Annotated in this window: 24 protein-coding genes; 18 read left to right on the top strand and 6 right to left on the bottom strand. The window is 63.8% G+C overall.

Annotated elements, in window-relative coordinates:
• Positions 1-4: 4 nt before the first annotated feature.
• The 3 genes from DY201_RS01390 (at position 5) to DY201_RS01380 (ending at position 2,846) form a co-directional block, all read left to right on the top strand.
• On the top strand, positions 5-1,147 hold the full coding sequence (locus DY201_RS01390) for a Gfo/Idh/MocA family protein (RefSeq protein ID WP_115729652.1): 1,143 nt from the start codon (positions 5-7) through the stop codon (positions 1,145-1,147).
• A 57-nt stretch (positions 1,148-1,204) separates the two neighbouring features.
• A complete protein-coding gene (gene mgrA, locus DY201_RS01385) occupies positions 1,205-2,257 on the top strand; it encodes an L-glyceraldehyde 3-phosphate reductase (protein ID WP_115729651.1) in 1,053 nt (350 codons plus the stop codon).
• A gap of 175 nt (positions 2,258-2,432) precedes the next feature.
• Positions 2,433-2,846: a Fur family transcriptional regulator gene (locus DY201_RS01380; protein WP_115733516.1), complete on the top strand. Its 414-nt coding sequence runs from the start codon at positions 2,433-2,435 to the stop codon at positions 2,844-2,846.
• A 6-nt stretch (positions 2,847-2,852) separates the two neighbouring features.
• Here the strand turns inward: DY201_RS01380 and DY201_RS01375 are convergent, their stop codons facing one another.
• The 4 genes from DY201_RS01375 to DY201_RS01360 form a co-directional block, all read right to left on the bottom strand.
• Positions 2,853-3,482: a LysE family translocator gene (locus tag DY201_RS01375; RefSeq protein ID WP_115729650.1), complete on the bottom strand. Its 630-nt coding sequence runs from the start codon at positions 3,480-3,482 to the stop codon at positions 2,853-2,855.
• Between the two features lies 1 nt (position 3,483).
• The gene (gene polA / locus DY201_RS01370) at positions 3,484-6,465 is read right to left on the bottom strand and encodes a DNA polymerase I (RefSeq protein WP_115729649.1); all 2,982 of its coding nucleotides are present in this window, start codon (positions 6,463-6,465) and stop codon (positions 3,484-3,486) included.
• A gap of 177 nt (positions 6,466-6,642) precedes the next feature.
• Entirely contained in the window at positions 6,643-7,074 is a 432-nt protein-coding gene (locus tag DY201_RS01365) for a GNAT family N-acetyltransferase (RefSeq protein WP_207904342.1), read from the bottom strand.
• Between the two features lie 164 nt (positions 7,075-7,238).
• Positions 7,239-7,451, bottom strand: coding sequence for a winged helix-turn-helix transcriptional regulator (locus tag DY201_RS01360; RefSeq protein WP_342635167.1), 213 nt, complete (start codon positions 7,449-7,451; stop codon positions 7,239-7,241).
• 20 nt (positions 7,452-7,471) lie between these two features.
• Between DY201_RS01360 and DY201_RS01355 the strand changes: the two genes are divergently transcribed.
• The 13 genes from DY201_RS01355 to DY201_RS01295 all read left to right on the top strand — a co-directional run bounded on the left by DY201_RS01355 (position 7,472) and on the right by DY201_RS01295 (position 17,340).
• Positions 7,472-7,753 carry a nuclear transport factor 2 family protein gene (locus DY201_RS01355; protein ID WP_245431862.1) on the top strand — a complete coding sequence of 94 codons (282 nt, stop codon included), beginning with the start codon at positions 7,472-7,474 and terminating at the stop codon, positions 7,751-7,753.
• Between the two features lie 24 nt (positions 7,754-7,777).
• A complete protein-coding gene (locus DY201_RS01350) occupies positions 7,778-7,987 on the top strand; it encodes a tautomerase family protein (protein WP_115729647.1) in 210 nt (69 codons plus the stop codon).
• A gap of 343 nt (positions 7,988-8,330) precedes the next feature.
• Positions 8,331-9,719: a M20/M25/M40 family metallo-hydrolase gene (locus DY201_RS01345; RefSeq protein WP_115729646.1), complete on the top strand. Its 1,389-nt coding sequence runs from the start codon at positions 8,331-8,333 to the stop codon at positions 9,717-9,719.
• A 76-nt stretch (positions 9,720-9,795) separates the two neighbouring features.
• Complete coding sequence (locus tag DY201_RS01340; RefSeq protein ID WP_115729645.1) at positions 9,796-10,413, top strand: ribonuclease D; 618 nt, start codon at positions 9,796-9,798, stop codon at positions 10,411-10,413.
• A gap of 144 nt (positions 10,414-10,557) precedes the next feature.
• A complete protein-coding gene (locus tag DY201_RS01335; protein ID WP_115729644.1) occupies positions 10,558-10,857 on the top strand; it encodes a hypothetical protein in 300 nt (99 codons plus the stop codon).
• A 73-nt stretch (positions 10,858-10,930) separates the two neighbouring features.
• Entirely contained in the window at positions 10,931-11,182 is a 252-nt protein-coding gene (locus DY201_RS01330) for a hypothetical protein (protein WP_115729643.1), read from the top strand.
• 36 nt (positions 11,183-11,218) lie between these two features.
• Positions 11,219-11,419 (top strand): hypothetical protein, encoded by a 201-nt coding sequence (locus DY201_RS01325; protein WP_115729642.1) that lies wholly within the window; start codon positions 11,219-11,221, stop codon positions 11,417-11,419.
• Between the two features lie 205 nt (positions 11,420-11,624).
• Complete coding sequence (locus DY201_RS01320) at positions 11,625-11,855, top strand: hypothetical protein (protein ID WP_115729641.1); 231 nt, start codon at positions 11,625-11,627, stop codon at positions 11,853-11,855.
• A gap of 186 nt (positions 11,856-12,041) precedes the next feature.
• On the top strand, positions 12,042-14,285 hold the full coding sequence (locus DY201_RS01315) for a transglycosylase domain-containing protein (protein ID WP_115729640.1): 2,244 nt from the start codon (positions 12,042-12,044) through the stop codon (positions 14,283-14,285).
• Between the two features lie 77 nt (positions 14,286-14,362).
• Positions 14,363-14,866, top strand: coding sequence for a MarR family winged helix-turn-helix transcriptional regulator (locus DY201_RS01310; RefSeq protein ID WP_115729639.1), 504 nt, complete (start codon positions 14,363-14,365; stop codon positions 14,864-14,866).
• Positions 14,867-14,954: 88 nt separating this feature from the next.
• Complete coding sequence (locus tag DY201_RS01305) at positions 14,955-15,296, top strand: DUF6616 family protein (protein WP_115729638.1); 342 nt, start codon at positions 14,955-14,957, stop codon at positions 15,294-15,296.
• Positions 15,297-15,488: 192 nt separating this feature from the next.
• Positions 15,489-16,328: a DUF2865 domain-containing protein gene (locus DY201_RS01300; protein WP_165915977.1), complete on the top strand. Its 840-nt coding sequence runs from the start codon at positions 15,489-15,491 to the stop codon at positions 16,326-16,328.
• Between the two features lie 154 nt (positions 16,329-16,482).
• Entirely contained in the window at positions 16,483-17,340 is an 858-nt protein-coding gene (locus DY201_RS01295) for a hypothetical protein (protein ID WP_115729636.1), read from the top strand.
• Between the two features lie 91 nt (positions 17,341-17,431).
• Here DY201_RS01295 and DY201_RS01290 read toward each other — a convergent pair whose 3' ends face one another.
• Both DY201_RS01290 and DY201_RS01285 read right to left on the bottom strand, forming a co-directional pair.
• Positions 17,432-19,243, bottom strand: a complete 1,812-nt coding sequence (locus DY201_RS01290; RefSeq protein ID WP_115729635.1) for a cation:proton antiporter domain-containing protein — start codon at positions 19,241-19,243, stop codon at positions 17,432-17,434.
• 189 nt (positions 19,244-19,432) lie between these two features.
• Positions 19,433-19,882, bottom strand: a complete 450-nt coding sequence (locus DY201_RS01285; protein WP_115729634.1) for a baeRF12 domain-containing protein — start codon at positions 19,880-19,882, stop codon at positions 19,433-19,435.
• Between the two features lie 590 nt (positions 19,883-20,472).
• Here DY201_RS01285 and cysG point away from each other — a divergent pair.
• Positions 20,473-21,924, top strand: coding sequence for a siroheme synthase CysG (cysG, locus tag DY201_RS01275; RefSeq protein WP_115729632.1), 1,452 nt, complete (start codon positions 20,473-20,475; stop codon positions 21,922-21,924).
• Positions 21,921-22,226: a DUF2849 domain-containing protein gene (locus DY201_RS01270; protein ID WP_115729631.1), complete on the top strand. Its 306-nt coding sequence runs from the start codon at positions 21,921-21,923 to the stop codon at positions 22,224-22,226. Before cysG ends, DY201_RS01270 begins: the two co-directional genes overlap by 4 nt.
• The last annotated feature ends 4 nt before the right edge of the window (positions 22,227-22,230 follow it).

Raw genomic sequence — 22,230 nt, 5'->3', positions numbered from 1 at the left:
GCATATGGCAAGGAAACTCGGGGTCGGGGTGATCGGCTGCGGTAACATCTCGAAGACCTATTTCAAGCATGCGCCTGAATTCAAAGGCATCGAGATGCGCGCCTGCGCCGACATCAACATGGATGCGGCCAAGGCAAGGGCGAAGGAATTCACGCTACGCGCCGAGACGGTCGAAGGGCTTTTGGCATCTGACGACATCGACATCGTCGTCAACCTGACCATTCCGGCGGTACACTACGAGGTGTCGAGGCAGGCAATCGAGGCAGGCAAGCACGTCTATTCGGAGAAGCCCTTCGTGCTCGCCATCAAGGACGGGCTCGACCTCAAGAAGCGCGCCGACAAGAAGGGCGTGCGCATCGGCTCGGCGCCCGACACCTTCCTCGGCGGCTCGCACCAGCTGGCGCGCCACCTTATCGACACCGGCAAGCTCGGAAAGATCACCTCGGGCACCTGCCACGTGATGAGCCATGGCATGGAGCATTGGCACCCCAACCCCGACTTCTTCTTCCAGCCAGGCGGCGGGCCGATCCTCGATCTCGGACCCTATTACATCGCTAACCTCGTTCAGCTCATCGGGCCGGTTGTCAGGGTAGCGGCATTGTCGTCGATTCCGGCAAAGGAACGCACGATCTTGTCGAAGCCACGCGCGGGTGAAAAAATCCCGGTGGCGACGCCGACGACGATCCTCGCGCTGATGGAGTTCGATAACAGGGCGGTGTTCACCTTCAATGCCAGCTGGGACGTCTGGGACAGCGGCCATGCACCGATGGAGCTTTATGGCGAGCAGGGCACCATCCACATGCCGGACCCCAATTTCTTCGGCGGTGATCTCAGCTACACCAGGGGCGACAAGCCGGTGAAGGCGCTGCCTAAATGGGACCATCCGTTCTCAGTCGCCAATGAAAAGCATCCGCACGGCATGATGGCCAATTACCGCACGGCGGGTCTCGCCGACATGGCGTTGGCAATCATGCAAGGCCGGCCGCACCGCTGTTCGCTGGAACTCGCCAACCACGTCATCGATATCATGACCGGCATACTGAAGTCGGGCGAGACGAAGAAGTTCGTCGAGATGCAGACGACCTGCGAGCGCCCGGAGCCGCTCGGCCCGGCTGCTGCAAGGGGGCTGCTGGCTCCGTCGAAATAGGCTAAGAGAGGGGAACGGCGTATCGGCCGATTCCCCTTTCCATTCGAGGACAGCATCATGACCTGGCAGCCGGCTGCGAACCGTTACGAAAACATGGTCTATAATCGCTGCGGCAAATCGGGGCTCAAGCTGCCGGCGATCTCGCTCGGCCTGTGGCACAATTTCGGCGAAGACACGCCGCACAACACCAAGCGCGCCATCTGCCAGAAGGCTTTCGACCTCGGCATTACCCACTTCGACCTCGCCAACAATTACGGCCCGCCGCCCGGCTCGGCCGAGACTGCATTCGGCGACATCCTGCGCACCGACTTTGCCGGCCTTCGCGACGAGATGATCATTTCGACCAAGGCCGGTTACGACATGTGGCCCGGTCCCTACGGCGAGTGGGGCAGCCGCAAATATGTGTTGGCGAGTCTCGACCAGAGCCTGAAGCGCATGGGTCTCGACTATGTCGACATCTTCTATTCGCACCGCTTCGACCCGGACACCCCGCTCGAAGAGACGATGGGTGCGCTCGACCATGCCGTGCGCTCCGGCAAGGCGCTTTATGCCGGCATCTCCTCATACAATGCCCAGCGCACCCGCGAGGCGGCCGACATCCTGCGCCAGCTCGGTACGCCCTGCCTGATCCACCAGCCGAGCTATTCGCTGATCAACCGCTGGGTCGAGGATGACGGCCTGCTCGACGCGCTCGACGGGTTGGGCATCGGCTCGATCGTGTTCTCGCCGCTGGCACAGGGCATGCTGACCGGCAAGTATCTCGGCGGCGTGCCGGAAGGCAGCCGTGCATCGCAGGGCAAGTCGCTGCGCCCGGCTTTCCTCAACGACAAGAACCTCGCCAACATCCGTGCGCTGAACGGTATTGCCGAACGCCGCGGCCAGACGCTGGCGCAGATGGCGCTGGCCTGGGTGCTGCGTGGCGGCCGCGTCACTTCGGCACTGATCGGCGCCAGCCGTCCCGAGCAGGTCGAGGACTGTGTCGGCGCGCTGAAGAACGCAATCTTCACTGATGCGGAACTGGCCGAGATCGACACCTATGCCCGCGAGGCCGACATCAACCTCTGGGCCCGCTCGTCCGAGCGCGATGGCCCGGCGCGACAGAAGAAGTAAGCTGGCGCTCTGACGCTTCGAAACATGCAGGCGGCGGGCGTTCCCGCCGTTTGCTTTCGGCGCAGATTGTCTTTGCCGGCGGGACGCGCTAGCAAAACCCTTGTCCAGTCGCCATCTTAGGCGCTGGATTGTGCCGTCCGGGCATCGGCTCGGCCGAGGAAGGTGAATGCGGAAGATGGCGGCGCGGGTTACGCTGACGAAGAACCAGCAGAAGGTTCTGGAGAAACTCGAAGTGGCGACCGGACCGCTCAGCGCCTACACGCTGCTCGATCAGTTGCGCGACGAGGGTTTTCGCGCGCCGCTGCAGGTCTATCGCGCCCTTGAAGCGCTGATGAAGGACGGGTTCGTCCATCGCCTCGAAAGCCTGAATGCCTTCGTCGCCTGCTCCGAGCCGCACGACCACAGCCATCACAACCACCGCATGACGGCCTTTGCCATCTGCGACACCTGTGGCCAGGTGACCGAGATCTCGGACGAGACGATCGGCAAGCAGCTCGATCACTGGGTCGGCTCGACCGGCTTCGTCGCCAAGAAGGCTGTCATCGAGTTCCGCGGTACCTGCGCCAAATGTGCTGCGATCGCCGCCTGAACCAGCTCAGCGTGCCGTCGAAAACGCGAACCAGACGGCCACGGCCGCCAGCAGCGCCGACAGGAACTTTCGCGCGACCTGCTCAAACAGTGGGTTGTTGAGCAAGGGCTCGAGCGTCCCTGCCAATGCCACGATCAACGCATGGATGATGGTCGCAACCGCGACATAGATGGCGGTCAGCGTGAGCGTCTGCGACAGCACCGGCTTGTCGGCAATGATGAAGGTCGGCAGCACAGCGACATAGAACACCGCCGCCTTCGGGTTCAGAAGGTTGGTTACCAGCCCGCGGGTGAAATGGCGCCGGTCGGCATCGCTGCCTTCGGATACCACGTCGCCCGGACCGCGCCAGCCTTCATAGGCGAGAAAGAGCAGGAACAACACGCCGGCCCAGCGCAGGCCCTCGTAGAGCAGATGCGATGACTGGATCAGTTCGGTGACGCCAAGCGCCGCGACCACGCCGATGGTGGCGAGGCCCAGCGCAATGCCGGCCACCGTGGCGAAGCCGGCGCGGCGGCCTTCGCCAGCCGACACCAGCGCGAGGTAAGTCATGTTCGGGCCTGGCGTCAGCTCGATGATGAGAGCGGTCAGCGCGAAGGAGAGCAACGTCGGCAGATCAGACGCCGCCGCGAACTCCATCTCAGTGCGCTTCGTCCCAGCTGTCGGCGGCGTTAGCGTCGACATGCAGCGGCACCGACATCGACGCAGCCGGCATGGCCGCGTTCTCCATCACATGCCGGACTACAGGGATCGTCGCTGCGACCTCACTCTCGACAGTTTCGAAGATCAGTTCATCGTGCACCTGCAGCAGCATGCGCGCCGACAGCTTGGCCGCGACCAGTGCGTCGTCCATGCGGATCATCGCCCGGCGGATAATGTCGGCTGCGGTGCCTTGCAGGCGAGCGTTGATCGAGGCGCGTTCATTGAAGGCGCGCACCGACGGGTTCGACGAGCGGATTTCGGGATAGTGGATGCGGCGGCCGAAGATGGTCTCGACATAGCCGTTGTCACGGCAGAACGCCTTGGTCTCGTCCATATAGGCGCGGATGCCGGGGAAGCGCTCGAAATACTTCTTGATGTAGTCGGACGCTTCCTCGCGCGGGATCGACAGCTGGTTGGCGAGGCCGAAGGCCGAGATGCCGTAGATGATGCCGAAATTGATCGCCTTGGCGCGGCGGCGCACTTCCGACGGCATGCCCGCGACCGGCACCGAAAACATTTCGGATGCGGTCATGGCATGGATGTCGACGCCGTCGGCGAAAGCCTGCTTGAGCTGGGCGATGTCGGCGACATGGGCGAGCACACGCAGCTCGATCTGGCTGTAGTCGGCCGAGATCAGCTTGTTGCCCTTGTCGGCGATGAAGGCCGTGCGGATCTTGCGGCCTTCGGCGGTGCGGATCGGGATGTTCTGCAGGTTGGGGTCGGAGGACGACAGGCGGCCGGTGGTGGTGGCGGCGAGCGCGTAGGAGGTATGGACGCGCTTGGTCTCAGGGTTGATGAAGCCGGGCAGGGCATCGGTATAGGTCGATTTCAGCTTGGTCAGCTGGCGCCAGTCGACGATCTTGCGCGGCAGTTCGTGGCCTTCGGCGGCGAGATCCTCGAGCACCTGCGCCGAGGTCGACCACTGGCCGGTCTTGGTCTTAGTACCGCCGGGCAGGCCCATGCGGCCGAACAGGATGTCGCCGAGCTGCTTGGGCGAGCCGATATTGAAGCGCTCGCCGGCAAGCGTGTTGATCTCGTCTTCAAGCCGCGCAGCACCCTGGGCGAGCTCGCCCGACAGACGCGACAGGATCTGGCGGTCGACCGAGATGCCGCGCTGCTCCATCGCGGCCAGCACCGGCACCAGCGGCCGTTCCAGCCGCTCGTAGACCGAGGTCAGTCCCTTGGCGGCGAGGCGCGGCTTGAGCACGCGCCACAAGCGCAGCGTCACGTCGGCATCCTCGGCGGCATAGGCGGTCGCCTTGTCGATGTCGACCTGGTCGAAGCCGACGAAGCTTTTGCCGGAACCGGCGATATCCTTGAAGGCGATCGGCGTGTGGCCGAGCCACTTCTCCGACAGCGGGTCCATGCCGTGGCCGCCATTGGTGCCGCCGTCGAGCACGTAGGAAAGCAACATCGTGTCGTCGAACGGACGCACGTCGACGCCGTGACGGTTCATCACCACCAGGTCGTATTTCAGATTCTGCGCAATCTTCAGCACCGAACCATCTTCGAGCAGCGGCTTAAGCACGGCGAGGGCGTCGCGCACCGGAATCTGGTTTTCGACCAGCCCGCCGCCGAGCAGGTCGCCACGCCCGCTCTTGTGGGCGATCGGAACGTAAGCGGCGCGGCCGGGTGCGGTGGCGAAAGAAATACCGACGAGTTCGGCCTGCATCGGATCGAGCGAGTTGGTCTCGGTGTCGAATGCCATGACGCCGGCCTCGGTCGCCTCCGCGACCCAGGCCTTCAGTGTCGCGAGGTCACGGATGGTGACATAGGCGGCGTGGTCGAATTTTTCCGAGACTGCTGCTGCTGCGATCTTGTTGGCGAGGTCGGTGGGGGTGTCGAGCGCAGTGCCGCTTTCGCCAGCGGCGGACGAGGGCACTGCGGAAGAGGTGCTGCCGCCATTCGCACGCGCTTCTGGAGCTGCAGCGGGCGCCGCTGCAGGTGTTGCGCCCGCTCCGACGTCTGGTCCATGCGCGTCGGCGCCCCATTGCACGGCAACCGGCACGGCCTCGATCTCGCCCGCCTCGGTGCCCGTCGCCTCGGCGACGCGGCGCGTCAGCGAGGTGAATTCCATGGTCTTGAGGAAGCCGATCAGCTTCGGCCCGTTGGGCGGCTGCAGCACGAAATCTTCGAGCGCATCGGTCACCGGCACATCGATCTTGAGCCGCACCAGCTCGCGCGAAATGCGCGCCTTTTCGGTGTTGTCGATGATCGACTGGCGGCGCTTGTCCTGCTTGATCTCGGAGGCGCGAGCGAGAAGCGTGTCGAGGTCGCCGAACTGTTCGAGCAATTGCGCTGCCGTCTTCGGGCCGATGCCGGGAACGCCCGGCACGTTGTCGACCGAGTCGCCGGTCAGCGCCTGCAGATCGATCATCTTCTCGGGTGGCACGCCCCACTTCTCGATCACTTCGGGGATGTTGATCTGGCGATCCTTCATCGGGTCGTACATCGACACGCTGGGACCGACGAGCTGCATCAGGTCCTTGTCGGAGGAGACGATGGTGGTGTCGCCGCCGGCCTCGCAGGCGAGCCTGGCGTAGGTTGCGATCAGGTCGTCGGCCTCGAAGCCCTCCATCTCGATGCAGGGCAGCTCGAAAGCTTTGGTCGCCTGGCGGATCAGGCCGAATTGCGGAATCAGGTCTTCTGGCGGTGCCGAGCGGTTGGCCTTGTATTCAGGATAGAGCTCGTTGCGGAAGGTCTTGGACGAATAGTCGAAGATGACGGCGAAATGGGTCGGCACGACGCCAGCATCGGTGTTGCGTGCGTCGAGCATCAGCTTCCACAACATATTGCAGAAACCGGACACCGCGCCGACCGGCAGGCCGTCTGATTTGCGGGTCAGCGGGGGCAGCGCGTGGTAGGCGCGGAAAATGTAGCCGGAGCCGTCGACTAGGAAGAGATGATCGCCTTTTTTCATGGCGATACGGGTAACTTGACGCAGCGCGGCTGTCCATGGTCAAGCGGGCTTTGCCGCCGTCTACTGACAAGTCGTTGACACCATCTGCTGCGGTCGGCCCGGCGCCACGGGCAAGGTGGCTGCTGACGTGCTGCCACCGGAAACATTCAAGCGCCGCAGGGCGACCTTGGTGCCCCTTCAGAGCGGCGCGAAATGCTTTGAAATGGTCTCGGCGCTCTCGCGATAGTCGGTAAAGCCAATGCCCCCGTAATACGCCTGGCCGCCGGTGTTTTCCTTGCGGATGGTTGCGTCGATGAAGCTGACGCCCGCCTTTTTCGCGGCTTCCACCGTGTTGGCGAACAATGCCCGTCCGGCGCCCCGCTTGTGTGCGTGCGGATCGACGAAGGTTGCAATGACGCCCCAGTCGGAGGGCAGCCTATCGCCCGGCCAGTCCGGGTCGGCCCAGTCGAGCGACTGGAACCCCAGCACCTGCTCGCCCTCCAGGGCCACGAAGCAGCTGATTCCGAGTTTCGGCGAGATGAAGTAGTCGATGATGCGCTCTTCATCGAACTTTTCGCGAAGCGCGGTGGTTCCGCCGATGTCGATGATTTCGTTGAGGATTCGGGCCATGGGGCTGGCGTCTTGAGGCAGGGCGGCTCGGACATGCACGGGCATGGATTGGTCATTCCATAATTGAATTGGCTGATTTGCCCAGACTAGGCGGGCAGCATCCTTGTGCAAAGGGGCGGGGCCCCGGCAACTGACATTGGCCGCCAGCCCACACCGTGTCGATATCAGGAGGCTGCCACCGCCATGTCGCCCGACTGGACGTGGGCAGCCTGGCGCTGCTTGAGCTTGTGGCCGATCGCCACGATGGCCGCGATCGCTGGCTGGAACTCGGTGCCGAGGTCGGTCAGGCCGTACTCCACCGAGGGCGGCGACGTCGGCATCACGCGGCGCCACAAAACGCCCTTGGCCTCGAGATCGCGCAGCCGTCCGGTCAGCACCTTTGCCGAAAATTGCGGGGATGTCGTGGCGCAGCTGGCCGAAGCGGCGCGGGCCGCTGCTGCGGCTGACCATGGCGGAGTACTTCCCCATCGTCGACAAGCGGCCCTCGCCGGCCAGCCGGTCGGAGACACGCAGCGATCGCATCGTTTCGATCGAATTCGCCGGTCCGGTGACGGCCTTCGCCAAGCTCAACTGCGTCATCGGCCTGAAGCATTTTACCGACTTCCTGACGTTGGTGAAGCTCGATGGCCGTTGGCAGATCATCTCAAAGGTTTTTCACTTCGACCTGCAGTCGAAGTGAGCCGCCGGGAGTGGGAGCAGAAGAATGTCCTACGTCAATTTCAAGATCACCCGTGAAGGCGTGACGACGGAGCAGAAAGCCGCCCTGATCAACGGGGCAACCGATCTTCTTGTCGACGTCCTGGACAAGGATCCGACGACAGAGTTCGTGGTTATAAATGAAGTCGATTTGGGGGATTGGGGCGTCGGCGGAATGGCTGTCGAACAGTACCGTCGACCGCGCGGCAAGGGCTGACCAGGGCGGCGCCCCGATCACGCGCATGTTACAAAAGTGTAATCTACGTGCCCTTGAATCGCCACGTTCAAAGGAACAAATGTAGGGCATCGGCAGTTTTTGCCGAAGTCCGGTCTCAGGCCCGTCCCCCGCCTATCCGGACCCTGCGGCAGCCTCATCCCCCTCTCCGGGCTGCCGCACCGTTTAAGAATGTGCCGCCGTGGCTCCCCCCTCCACCACGGCGGCACTTTTTTGTCCACGATCAGCAAGCTCCGCAGCATGGGCGCTGGCCCAATCCTGCCGCCTTTTCGTTTTCACATCGGCCCACTAGGTTGCGCGCCAGAAGAATCGAAAGGCACCTCAAATGTCCGCAGTCGCACCCGTTCTCGATCGCCTCGACCAGAATCTCGACCAGAGCCTGGAGCGCCTGTTCGAGCTGCTCCGCCTCAAGTCGATCTCTACCGACTCGGCCTTCGCAGGCGATTGCCGCAAGGCCGCCGAATGGCTGGTCGCCGATCTCAAGACCATCGGCTTCGACGCCAGCGTGCGCGACACGCCAGGTCATCCGATGGTGGTCGCCCATCACGACGGTCCCGCCGGCTCGCCGCATGTACTGTTCTATGGCCACTACGACGTGCAGCCGGTCGACCCGCTTAACCTCTGGGAAGACGATCCCTTCGATCCCAAGATCAAGGAGATCGCAGGCGGCATCAAGGTCATCACCGGCCGCGGCTCGTCCGACGACAAAGGCCAGCTGATGCTGTTCGTCGAGGCCTGCCGCGCCTGGAAAGAGGTGCATGGTGGTCTGCCATGCAGGATCACGCTTCTGTTCGAGGGCGAGGAGGAGTCCGGCTCACCCTCGCTCAAGCCGTTCCTCGAGGCCAATGGCGCGGAACTGAAGGCCGATTTCGCCATGGTCTGCGACACCGGCATGTGGGATCGCCAGACGCCCGCCATCTGCGTCGGCCTGCGCGGCCTCGTCGGCGAGGAGGTGATCGTCAAGGCCGCCGACCGCGACCTGCATTCGGGCGAATATGGTGGTGCGGCCGCCAATCCGGTGCGCATCCTTTCTAAGGTGCTGGCAGCCATTCATGACGACAATGGCGGCGTTACCATCCCTGGCTTCTACGACGGCGTCGAGGAGACGCCCTCGCAGGTGCTGAAGTCGTGGGAAACCCTCGGCGAAACGGCGGAAAACTTCCTCGGCGAGATCGGTCTGTCGATCCCCTCGGGCGAGAAGGGCCGGTCGATCCTCGAGCTTGTCTGGGCTCGCCCGACCGCCGAGTTCAACGGCATATCAGGCGGCTACACCGGCAAGGGCTTCAAGACCGTCATTGCAGCGGAAGCTTCGGCCAAGGTTTCGTTCCGCCTCGTGCACAAGCAGAACCCGGACAAAATCCGTGCAGCGTTCCGCGACTTCGTGAAGGCACGCATCCCGGCCGATTGCAGCGTCGAGTTCCACGAGCATGGCGCCGGGCCGGCAATCCAGCTTTCCTACGACTCGCCGTTCCTGGCCAAGGCCAAGGATGCGCTGTCGGACGAGTGGCCCAAGCCGGCAGTAATGCTCGCCATGGGTGGCTCGATCCCGATCGTCGGCGACTTCCAGAGCTTCCTTGGCATGGAGTCGCTGCTCGTCGGCTTCGCCTTGCCTGACGACCGCATCCACTCACCGAACGAGAAATACGATCTGGCCTCCTTCCACAAGGGCCAGCGCTCCTGGGCGCGCATCCTCGAGGCGCTGACCCGCAAGTGAGGTAGAAACCGAGGTTTCTATTGATTTTTCCTCCGATCGCGGCAACTGAGAAGCCAAGCCGCGATCGGAGACACGCATGACCATCCGCTTCCACAAAAACGACCTTCCCGACCTCCAGCACTACGACGTCGATGCCGTTGCCATCGACACCGAGACGCTGGGCCTGAACCCGCATCGCGACCGCCTCTGCGTCGTCCAGATCTCGCCGGGCGACGGCACCGCCGACGTCATCCAGATCGCGCCCGGCCAGAAGAAGGCACCGAACCTCACCGCGCTTCTGAAGAACCGCAAGGTGACGAAGCTGTTCCATTTCGGCCGCTTCGACATCGCCGTGCTCTACAACGCCTTCGGCGTGATGACCGAGCCGGTCTTCTGTACCAAGATCGCCTCGCGCCTGACCCGCACCTATACCGACCGCCATGGCCTCAAGGACATCTGCAACGAGCTTCTCGGCGTGTCGCTTTCCAAGCAACAGCAGTCGTCCGACTGGGCCGCCGAGACGCTGTCGCCCGAGCAGCTCGAATACGCTGCCTCCGATGTGCTCTACCTTCACCGCCTGCGCGATGTGTTGGCCAGCCGGCTCGAGCGCGATGGTCGCACCAACGAGGCCGAGGCCTGCTTCCGCTTCCTGCCCACCCGCGCCAAGCTCGATCTTATGGGCTGGGACGAAGAAGACATCTTCGCCCACAGCTGAGGCGCAAGCTGTTGATATCGTGAGTTTTCCGGCCCGGCGACCGATGAATTTCGCGGGGCCGGCCTGCGGCGTTCGGTCCCGTCGAGGGAACGAACACCTGGCCTGAGCCGTTTGGGTGAGTACCAGATGAAAGGACGCATACGAATGGCTTCCACCCGTGAAGAAATCCAGGCTGACCTCGAAGAACAGATTTCCCAGCTGACAAAGCAGGTTGCTTCGCTGACCAAGACGATGTCCAAGCGTGGCTCCGCAGCCCTTGCCGACAGCCGCGAAAGCGCCTCGGAGCTCTATGAAGGTTTCTACGATCGCTTTACCGAAGCACTGCCGGCGATGCGCAAGCAGGCGCGTGTGGCGCAGAAAACCGCCCAGGACAATCCGATGACGACAGCACTTGTCGGCGTCGCGGTCTTCGGCCTTCTTGCTGCCCTTCTCAGCCGCCGCTGACTTTCGCTGCCGCGTGGTTTTACCAGGCCGCGCGGTCGTCTATCGTTGGCCAGAAGCAATTCGAGGGACCCACATGAGCGCCAAACTGCCGATCGCTTCCGCCCCCACCGATGGCTCCAAGGTTACGGTCTACTGGACCGACCGCGACGGCCAGGAGAATGAATCTGTCGCGCAGTATCGCTCGCTGGCGCGCCTGCAGGCCGCCGGCGGCCAGTGGGACGACAGCGACGCAGGCTGGTGGGCCTATGTCGACAGCGACACCCAGAAACGCATCAGCCCGCACTCCTGGGCCAAATCAGGCGGCAGCGACGAAGATGACGAATAGGCGTATGATCGGTTCTGCCAGCCAGGGAGCATAGCCATGGCCGAAAAAACCGATCGCAAGGAACATGAGTTCATGGTGGCGGCCGTCGAGGCTGCCAAGGACGACACGCTGGACGGCGTCGCCGTGACGCTCGTCGATGCCCGCGGCGGCCGTGTCCGCCTGCACATGGCCACAGACATCGCCGAGATGCTGCGCGAGCGGGTCTCAGCTGCCCTCCACAAGACGACCGGACCATAGAAGCGGCAGCCACTGCCGCCGGACCTCCAAGCTGCTGCCGATTCAGGTCCAACGCCACGTTGGGGGTCATCATCTCGGCGCCGCTGCCCTGTCCTGCTACCGATTAGAGGCAGCGCAAAAAATCTCAAATCTCTTTTGAACCATTTCGCCCTTGGCTGCGACCCAGTCTCGTGAGGTGGGAAAATTCATTTCAAAGGAGAGAACCATGAGTGCATTCCGCAATATCATTCTGGCCGTAGTCGCCGCTTCGGCGGTCACTGCGTGCCAGTCGACCGAGATCCGCCGCTGCGAATGGAAACCGAAGGACCCGCGCTATCTGCAGAGCAGCAATTGCTGCGACAAGAACGATCCCTCGAGCCCATGCTACAAGGGCAGCGACAAGCCGGATCGCCCCGACAAGCCGAACGACCCGCGTCCTGATCCTATCCCGCAGTGACATGAGCCGACCCGCAAACCGCCGCCCGCAAGGACGGCGGTTTTGCTGTGTCGGTCACCCCTATCCACAGCGCGGCCGTTGCGCCTTGCCCACAGGGCGGCAGCTCCGGTTGTTTAAGGCCTCCTTAAATCGCCGCATTTACTGTCCAACCGGAACGCCATTGGCATGGGGGCCGGACAAACAGGTATGGCGAACCGGAACGACAGACGCATCGAGCCCAGCTTCGATGGACCGCGCAATGATGCGGAGGACGACGTCTTTTCGGTGCGCGAGGAGGACCGCGTCGTGCCCAGCCGCCGCAAGCAGCCCGCCAAGCGCAAATCGTCCAAGGGCCGCGCGCCCGAACGCGGCCGCGGCCGCTCGCACAAGCCCAAGCGCGGCCTGTTCGGCATCTTCGGTCGCCTGGTCTACTGGTGCTTCGTTCTCGCCATCTGGGGCGGCATCGCCGCTGCCGGCATCGTCGTCTACTACGGCGCCAAGATGCCCAGCGCCACCACCTGGGCCATTCCCGACCGTTCGCCTAACATCAAGATCGTCGGCGTCGACGGCCAGCTCGTCGCCAATCGCGGCATGACCGGCGGCGAGGCTGTCGGCCTGCACCAGATGTCGCCTTACATTCCGCAAGCCGTAATCGCGATCGAGGACAAGCGCTTCTATTCGCATTTCGGTTTCGACCCCATTGGCCTGGCGCGCGCCGTGTCGACACGTTTCCTCAATGGCCGTTTCACCCAGGGCGGCTCGACGCTGACCCAGCAGCTGGCAAAGAACCTGTTCCTGAAGCCCGACCGCACGCTGGAGCGCAAGGTCCAGGAAGTGCTCTTGGCAATGTGGCTGGAGCAGAAGCACACCAAGGACCAGATCCTTGAAATGTATCTCAACCGGGTGTTCTTCGGCTCCGGTTCCTATGGTGTGGAAGCCGCCTCGCGGCGCTACTTCGGCAAGTCCTCGCGCGACGTGACGCTGGCCGAGGCAGCACTTCTGGCCGGTCTGCTCAAGGCGCCGTCGCGGCTGTCGCCGGCGCGTGACCCCAAGGCCGCCGGCGACCGCGCCCAGCTGGTCCTTGCTGCCATGCGTGACCAGGGCATGATCGGCGACAAGGAACTGGCCAACGCCACGAACGCGCCGGCGACCCGCGTCGCCTCGTTCTGGACCGGTTCGGAAAACTATGTCGCCGATCGCGTCATGCAGGAGCTTCCCGAGCTGATCGGCGAGGTGCAGTCCGACATCGTCGTCGACACCACTGTCGACATGACGCTGCAGCAGATCGCCGAGAAATCGATCCGGCGGCTTGTCGACGAGAATGGCCAGAAACTCAATGTCAGCCAGGGCGCGTTGGTGTCGATCGACAATACGGGTGCAGTGCGCGCCATGGTCGGCGGCTACGACTATGCCACCAGTCAGTTCGACCGCGCCTCCGAAGCGCGGCGCCAGCCGGGCTCGGCGTTCAAGCCCTTTGTCTACATGGCGGCACTTGAGCAGGGTCGGACACCCGACAGCATCCGCAACGACGCGCCGATCAAGATCGGCAAGTGGACGCCGGAAAATTACAACGGCAAATATTATGGCCGGGTGACGCTGAAGACCGCACTGGCGAAATCGCTGAACTCGGTGGCGGCACAGCTCGCCATGGAAGTCGGGCCCAACGCGGTCGTCGAAGCCGCCCATCGCATGGGTATCGAGTCCGAGCTGCAGCCCAATGTCTCGATCTCGCTCGGCACTTCCGAGGTGACCCCGCTCGAGCTGACCGCTGCCTACGTGCCCTTCGCCAATGGCGGCTACAGGCCCGAGGTGCACATCATCCGCCGCGTTACCACCACCGAGGGCAAGGTACTCTACGAGAACACCGCAGGCGGCGGTCCGCGCGTCATCAGCCCCGAAGTCGTTGGCATGATGAACGCGATGATGACCGGCGCGGTCGAGGAGGGTACGGCCAAGAAAGCCGCCTTCGCATGGCCGGCAGCCGGCAAGACCGGCACCAGCCAGAATTCACGCGATGCCTGGTTCGTCGGCTTCACCGCGAACCTGACCACCGGCGTGTGGTTTGGCAATGACGACGGCAAGCCGATGAAGAAGGTCACCGGCGGCGCACTGCCGGCGCTGGCCTGGCACGAATTCATGGTCGCCGCTCATGAGGGCGTGCCGATGGCTGCGCTTCCTGGCTCGTGGACCCCGGGCAGCGGAACCCCCGACGTCGCCGTCGACGACCAGCCGGCCCAGCAGGTGGACGAGAACACCTTCCCGCCGGCGCCGCAGCCGGTGCGGCAGCAGGTAGGCGCCGCAAACGCCCGGCAAGACCAGCCAACCGCGTCAATCGGCCGGCCTGTGCCGCCCGCAGATGTCGGTGGCGGCCGCCCGGTTCCTCCCGGCGATGTCGGCGGCCCGACCCAGCGTCGCGAGACCTCGATCCTCGACGTATTGCTGGGGAATTAGCCTTTTCAACTGGCCAGCGCGGATCGCGATCGAACGGCGATTGACAGTTAGTATGGCACCATACTATATGGCGCCACATGACACTGCTTGAACAAAAACATCTTGCTCTTCTGGACGAAGCCAAACGCCGGGGCAGGCCCGAGGCCGGCTTGCGGCTGTGCCTGGAAATCCTGGCGCTGTCGTCGGCGATTGACCGGGATTGTGCCGCTCGTCTCGCTCCGCATCAGCTGTCCGAGGGCAAGTTCGTGCTTCTATTCCTGCTGCATGACCGTCCCGAAGGGCTGTCGCCACACGAGTTGGCAGAGCGCGCCGGTGTCACCCGCGCGACGATCACCGGGTTGCTCGACGGGCTCGAGCGCGACGGCTTCCTGGCACGCCATCCCGGCACAGAGGACCGCCGTAAGATCTCGGTGCGTCTGAGCTCCAAAGGGCAGGTGGCGGCAGGTGAACTGTTCGACGAACATACCAAATGGATCGCCACACTGTTTGCCGGCTTCAGCGCCGATGACCGCCAGCGCTTTGGCGAACTGCTTAGCCGTGTCTGGCGAAATCTCGATCCCGCAGCAGCAAAGCCCAGCTGACAGGGCCCGCGTCCAAATCAATCCCTGCGTATGCAAACGCGGCCGCATCCCGTGGCCGTTGGCAGCGCTTTGCCGAAAGGAAACCACTGTGGCGCATTATCTGGCCGAACTGTATACCCCGAAACCCGCATGGCTGGCACTCGACGCAGTCGGGCGGCAGGCATTCTTTGAAGCCATAGGTGCCGGCATGGCCGCCTTGTCGGCGCTCGGTGTCGAGGCGATTGCCTTGGGCGAAATCGACGCCACCAAGATCTATCCCGCGCCATATCGTTTCTTCGCCATCTGGCGTTTTCCCGACAATGCTGCGCTGGACGCGCTCCTGCAGGGCATCGCGGCCTGCGGCTGGCACGACTATTTCGACACTGTCAATGCAGCCGGCCCCGGCACGGACCTGCCGGGTCATCTTGTACAGCTTGCTGCCAGCAGTTGACGTTGCCCTGGCGCGTGCATGACCTCAAGTCATACAGCCGTTCCCGCAGTTAACGCAGTTTGCAGGGCCCGTTTTGAAGTAACTTTTCTCCGTGATATTGTTCAAAGCTTGCTGGGGTCTGGCGGAGCTTAGGCAACTATGTCAGATATTTTAGGTTTCTTTAATATACATTTGCGGTTCGCAGGGTGCGTGTTGACACTTTTCATCGGGCTTTCCCAGGCTCACGCCGACGCCTGCAGTGCCCTTCGAGCCCAGCTGGGCGGAGGCAACGCCGTTCCCGCGCATCTGACCCGGCAACTCCTGGCGATCAAGGCGCTGGAACGCCAGCGGCAATGCAGCGGTCGCAGCAGCGGCGGCTTCTTCGATCCCTGCCGCGACCTTGCCGGCCGCCGTTCAAGCGTCGAGTGCGAAATTCAGGCCGCATCGGGCCGCGGCAACGGCACGGCGATCAGGGCGCGCCTGTCGGCATTGGGGTGCACCCAGATGGCGGCGCGACAGGACCGCCGCAAGTCGGACAGGCCCTTGTCTTTCACCGGACAGGCGATGCTCTACTGCGTGCGGCTCAAGGACGGCTATTATTTCCCGGCGCCAAACGCCCAGTTCGTCAATGCCGGCTATTACGACAACACGCTCGATCGTTGCCGCTACATCTGCAACGACAAGGCGATGGACGTCTATGAGCTTGACGACATCGGGCGTGAAACCGAGGAGATGGCTTCCGTCAAGACGCGCCAGTCCTACAAGGACCTGCCGTCCGCCTTCGCTTATCGCGACAAGGCCGACTTCCAGGGCTGTGACCTGCCGCGCTACTATCGCCGCGCCGACGAGATGCGGGCGGGGACGGTGACGCCAAAGAACATGGAGGCAGCGGTGATCCCACTGCCGCAGGCCAAACCCGAACTGCTCGATGGCACAGTTACCGCCTATGTGTCGGAAACCACCGAAGCCACGCCGGCGACGCGGCGCAAGGTTCGGGTCGTCGGGGCTCCATTCCTGCCGAACCAGGCCAATCCGCCTCTTGATCGGCGCTGAAGCACGCGGGGGCGGATCGCGACGCTGGTGTTGCGAGAATGTGTCAGTCCCGCAAAAACCCGCCAGAGTTGTGCGCCATTGCGCGGCATGACCTTTCCGTTAGCTAATTTAGCGATACGAAATATGGCGCCAAATCACTGACGAGGGGCCATCCATGAAGAAACTGCTCGCTGCCGCCGGGCTTGCCGTGCTTGCGACGCCGGCTTTTGCCGCCGATCCGACGCAACCGGTCGAGGAGACCGTTCGCCAGGTCTCCGGCTACGGCCAGATCTATGGCGGCGGGCTGTGGATCAGCGAATTCTCCGACGAGACCCTGTGGGCTGCCGGTGGCGCGGCGCGCATCAACGTCCCGTTTGCCGAGCGCTGGAACGCCCAGGGCGACTTCACAGTCGATGCCGTCGGCCAGGACGGCGAGAGCCTCCATGGCGTCGGCGGTGCCGCGCACCTGTTCTGGCGCGACCCGGCTTCTTATGCCTTTGGTGGTTTCGTCCAGGCCAATACCTATGGCTCCTCTACCGGCCTTGACGCGGATATCTGGGACTGGAAGGTCGGTCCCGAGGCTCAGGCCTATTTCGGCAACATGACGCTCTACGCGCAGGCCTACTACGGTGGCCTGGAAGCCGATTTCTTGCCCTTCAATGTCGACCTCATGGGCATTCGCGGCGTGGTTCGCTACTTCGCCCAGGACAATCTGCGCTTCGACGGCGAGCTCGGCTTCCATCGCACCCATTTGAGCGTCGGTGGCGATTCGGCTGACTTTGACACCATCGCCGCTGCGCTGCAGGCCTCCTACCGTTTCGACGGTACGCCGTGGTCGGTGTTTGGCCGCTATCAGTATGAGAACATCTCGTTCTCGGAGGGCGGCCCGGGTACGGATATCCTCGACTCGCACAAGCTGATGGTTGGGCTCCGCGCCAGCTTCGGCAGCAGCACACTTATCGATGAAGATCGCAATGGCGCGACGATGGACACCTATCAGCCCAACTTCGTCATGCCGTTCCCCTTCCTCTGAGCAGGGCCGCGGGCGGCGCCCGCTCGCCAATGAAAAATGGCCGCGCAGTTGCGCGGCCTTTCTTGTTTTGGAGAAACTGGTTTCGACCGGTTCAGGCTGCCGCCGGCGGGGCGTCGGGCTCCGGATCGCTGGTAGGCGGCCTGGCCGAACCATCCAGGACCTGTTCGACGATGCCGCGTGCGATCTCGCGCTCGCCCATGATCACCTTGTCGGCCCCGAGCCCTGTCAAATGCTCGACCTCGGCGTCGGAGTGGGCGCGAGCGATGATCAGCATACCGGGATTGGCGGCCTTGGCCTTGAGCACGATCTGGCCGGCCTCGAAGGCATTGGGGATGGCCAGGATCAGGCGTCTGGCGCCGGCAGCATTGGCCGCGCCGAACACCTCGCCCTTGACCGCGTTGCCAGCGACAGTCTCGATACCTTCGGCCAGGAGCCTTGCGATGGTCTTGTCCGAGTCTTCGATGACCAGGAACGGGAGCTGGGCGTCCTTGAGCGACTGGCCGACCAGCGAGCCGACGCGGCCATAGCCAATCAGGATGGTGTGGTCGGTGAGTTTGGTCGGCGGCGGGAGGTCATCGTCGACCTTGGCTGCCGCTACCTGCGTTATGGTGGCGACTTCGCCGGGCTCGGTGGCCGGACCGATCGGCACGGCTTCGACAGCCTCCGGCACCTTGCCCGCGCGTTTTTCCAGCCACGGCCGCAGCCGCGCGACGCCTGCGAAGACCAGTGGGTTGAGCACGATCGACAGGATGGCGCCGGCAAGGATCAGGTCGCGGCCTTTTTCCGGCAACAGGCCGAGCCCCACGCCGAGTTCAGCCAGGATGAACGAGAATTCGCCGATTTGCGCCAGGCTGGCTGAAATGATCAGCGCGGTGGCCACCGGATAGCCGAAGGCTATGACGATCAGGAAGGCGGCGACCGATTTGCCGATGATGATGATGAACAGCGTGGCGAGGATCGGCCAAGTGTTGCTTAACAGGCTGGTCGGGTCGAACAGCATGCCGACCGAGACGAAGAACAGCACCGAGAAAGCGTCGCGCAGCGGCAGCGTTTCTTCCGCCGCTTGATGGCTGAGCTCGGATTCGCTCATGATCATGCCGGCGAAGAAGGCGCCCAGCGCCAGCGAGACGCCGAATAGCTTGGCGGCACCGAAGGCGACGCCGAGCGCGATCGCCAGCACCGACAGGCGGAACAATTCGCGCGAGCCGGTGTGGGCGACGTAGTGCAGCACCCACGGGATGACCCGGCGGCCGACGACCATCATGACGACGACGAAGGCCGCGACCTTGGCCAGCGTGAGCCCGATGACGCCCCAGACGCCGAAATCGAAGCGCAGGGCAAGGATGTTGGGAGCTTCGGTCGTCTGCGCTTCGCCGCCGAGCACGCCGGCAAGCGCCGGCAAAAGCACCAGCGCCAGCACCATCGCCAGGTCTTCGACGATCAGCCAGCCGACGGCGATGCGGCCGCGTTCGGTCTCGATCATGCGCCGCTCTTGCAGTGCCCGCAAAAGCACGACCGTTGACGCCACCGACAGCGCCAGACCGAACACCAGGCCGGCGCCGGTCGACCAGCCGAGCATCCAGGCCAGGCCGGCGCCAAGTGCTGTGGCAAAGGCGATCTGGACGATCGCGCCCGGCACGGCGATGGCGCGGACGGAGAGGAGGTCCTTGAGAGAGAAATGCAGTCCGACGCCGAACATCAGCAAGATGACGCCGATCTCGGCGAGCTCGAGAGCCAACTCCTGGTCGGCGACGAATCCGGGCGTGTTGGGCCCGACCAGCACGCCGGCGATCAGATAGCCGACAAGCGGCGGAACCTTGAAGCGATTGGCGAGCGCGCCGAAGATGAATGCCAGCCCCAGACCGGCGACGATTGTAGCGATGAGGGGCGTGTCATGCGGCATTGTCCCGGCGGCACCTTTCAAAAATGAGCATTGTATTGGGGAGCGGCGGTGAAATCCGCTGCATTTCCAATATGGTGGACGCAGGCGCGCATGCGCAACCCTAAGCGGCCAAGAAACTTGGCCACCGTCAAAAAAAGTGCCGGCATTGGCTGCCGGCACGCTGGGAGTGGTCAGGAAAGACGGACGGGATCAGGCGGCCATCAGGATCGACTCGATGTCGCTTACGCTATGATTGGTCAGCGTCTTGGCCATTTCGGCCGAAACGCGCTCGTCGACTTCCTTGTGCAGCTTCTTGCGCAACTCGCCGAGCACCAGCGGGGGCGCCACAAGGATGATCTCGCGGAAATCGCCGGCATGGGCGAATTTGTAGAGCCGGGCGGCAATCTCGTCGGCGAAACGCTCCTTGGCGACACGGTGCCAGTCGGTATCGTCTACCGCGCTGCGGTGGATCGAAGGCCCATCGCTGTAGCGGCCGGGACGATCGCTGCCCTGTTCGCGCGTCGGCGGGTTGTTCTGCTCCATCTCGCGCACGACCTCGAGGTTCGGATATTTGGTGTCGCCCCGGTTCTTCAGGAACAGCGCCTTTTCGCCATCGGCTACAAGCACCCAGATGCCGTGCTTCAGATTGATATGGGCCATTTGTCCGTTCCTTCCGTGGGCTGTTTCATCGTCGGATACAGGGGGTGAACGCGTCGTGCCCGGCCTGGTTCCGGAAACATTCAGGACGGGCTGCCGCTACCGGCTCGCCGTCGGCCAGAGTCCGGGTTTTACCGGCTAGATCCGGACGCACTGGGAGAAGATCGAGATCGCGCGAGCGGCATATGATGAGCGCGGGAAGTGACGTTTTGTGGGGCGCCTTACCCTCTCTCGGATATGGCTGGCGGCGGCCCGTCTTAATTCTACTAAATCAGTAGAAATTAGGAAAAACCGGTCCGAGATCGAAAGTGGCGACTGGATCGAGCCCGGGGTCGAAAGCACGCGACGGGGCGGCGATGAAGCGCGGCACCACAAGCGTTTCAAAGGGTTCGGCGACGGACTGCGACGACGTTTGGCTGGCCTGTCGGCAAAAGGTCGCCAGCGGGTGCACAGCCGGCGGTTGGAATAATTTTCTCTTGGGGCATCGGGCCGGGCAAAACCGATTGCCTCCCATATCGGCGCGCGCGAGTGCATTTCTTCTGCAGCGCAGCAAGGACAGCTAGAAATGACTGGTATCCGGAACCATACGCGTCATGACCCAAGCCGCCGCCAAGCTCAACGCATTCCCGATCTTCCTCAAGGTCGAAGGCGAAGCCGTGGTCATCGTCGGCGGTGGCGACGAGGCGCTGGCCAAGGCGCGCCTGCTGGCGCAGTCGAGCGCCGAAATCCGGATCATCGCGGACCATGTCGAGCCGCACCTGCGCGACTGGATCGCCGCCAACGGCGCAACACGTATCCATGCCGCCTATGACGCGTCGCTGATCGAGCGCGCCGTGATGGTGTTTGCCGCGACTGGCGACGAGGCCCTCGATCGGCTGATATCCCTTGATGCACGTGAGCTGGGCATCCCGGTCAATGCCGTAGATCGTCCCGAACTCTGCGACTTCTTCACCCCCGCGCTGGTCAACCGTGCACCGGTCGCCGTTGCCATCGGCACCGAAGGGGCAGGGCCTGTTCTGGCCCAGATGATCCGCGCCCGCGTCGACCGCATGCTGTCGCCGCAGCTCGGCGCACTGGCCACACTTGGCGCCGGCTTCCGCGATGCCGTCGAGCGCCTGTTGCCCAAGGGCAATGTCCGCCGTGGCTTCTGGCGCGAATTTTTCGAGGGCGCGCCGGCGCGTGCGCTCGACAACGGCCAGCTTGCCGAGGCGCATGGAGCGGCAACCGAGCTTTTGCTGCACAAGGGCGCGGTCAAGGGCCATGTCGCGCTCGTCGGTGCCGGCCCGGGGGCCGAGGATCTTCTGACACTGCGTGGCCATCGCCTGCTTATGGAAGCCGACGTCATCGTCCATGACGCGCTGGTCCCCGAGGCGGTGATTTCGATGGGCCGCCGCGATGCCGAGCGCCTCCCGGTCGGCAAGCGCAAGGGCTGCCATTCCAAGAGCCAATCCGAGATCAACGATCTGCTCGTCGAACTGGCGCAAGCCGGCAAGCGCGTGGTGCGCCTCAAGTCGGGCGATCCGCTGGTGTTCGGCCGCGCCGGCGAGGAAATGCAGGCGATGCGCGATGCCGGCGTGTCCTACGAGGTCGTGCCGGGCGTGACCTCGGCCTTCGCCGCCGCTGCAGATTTCGAGCTGCCGCTGACGCTGCGCGGCGTCACCTCCTCGATGGTCTTTACGACAGGCCACGACCTCAAGGGCGGATCGTTGCCTGACTGGGCCAAGCTCGCCATCTCGGGTGCGACAGTTGCCGTCTACATGGGCCGCTCGGTCGCCGCCGACGTCGCCGGCCGCCTGATCGACGCCGGGCTGTCGCCCGACACGGCGGTGGCCGTCGTCGAGAACGCCAGCCTGAAGAACCGCCGCCGCTTCCATGGCACGCTCGCCGACCTGCCTTCGCTGGAAGCGCGCAGCGATCTCGATGGCCCGGTCATGACCATCATCGGCGACTCTGTCGCCGGCGCCAATTTTGAACTTTCCGAGCCGCTCGCGGCACACAGGCACGAACAGGCCGCCCGCGCGGCGCTCGAAGGAAGCAAGGCATGAAGATCCTTACCGCCAACAGGCTGACCGACGGCGAAGCCGTGTGGTTCGCGGTCGACGGCAGCTGGGCCGAGACCATCGATGTTGCCGAGACCGTCGGCGACAAGGCCGGCGAAGCCCGCCTCGAGGCGATCGGCAAGGCCGCCTATGACAACAACGAAGTCGTTGACGTCAATCTCATCGACGTCAGCGTCGTCAACGACGCGATCCAGCCGCTCCGGCTGCGCGAAGTGATCCGCGCCGCTGGTCCCAGCAATCGCCTCGACCTTGGCAAGCAAGCCCGGCCCGCCGCCGGCGCCGCCTGAACAC

Source organism: Aminobacter aminovorans (assembly GCF_900445235.1).
Taxonomy (GTDB): domain Bacteria; phylum Pseudomonadota; class Alphaproteobacteria; order Rhizobiales; family Rhizobiaceae; genus Aminobacter; species Aminobacter aminovorans.
This window is presented reverse-complemented; position numbering and strand designations above follow the sequence as displayed.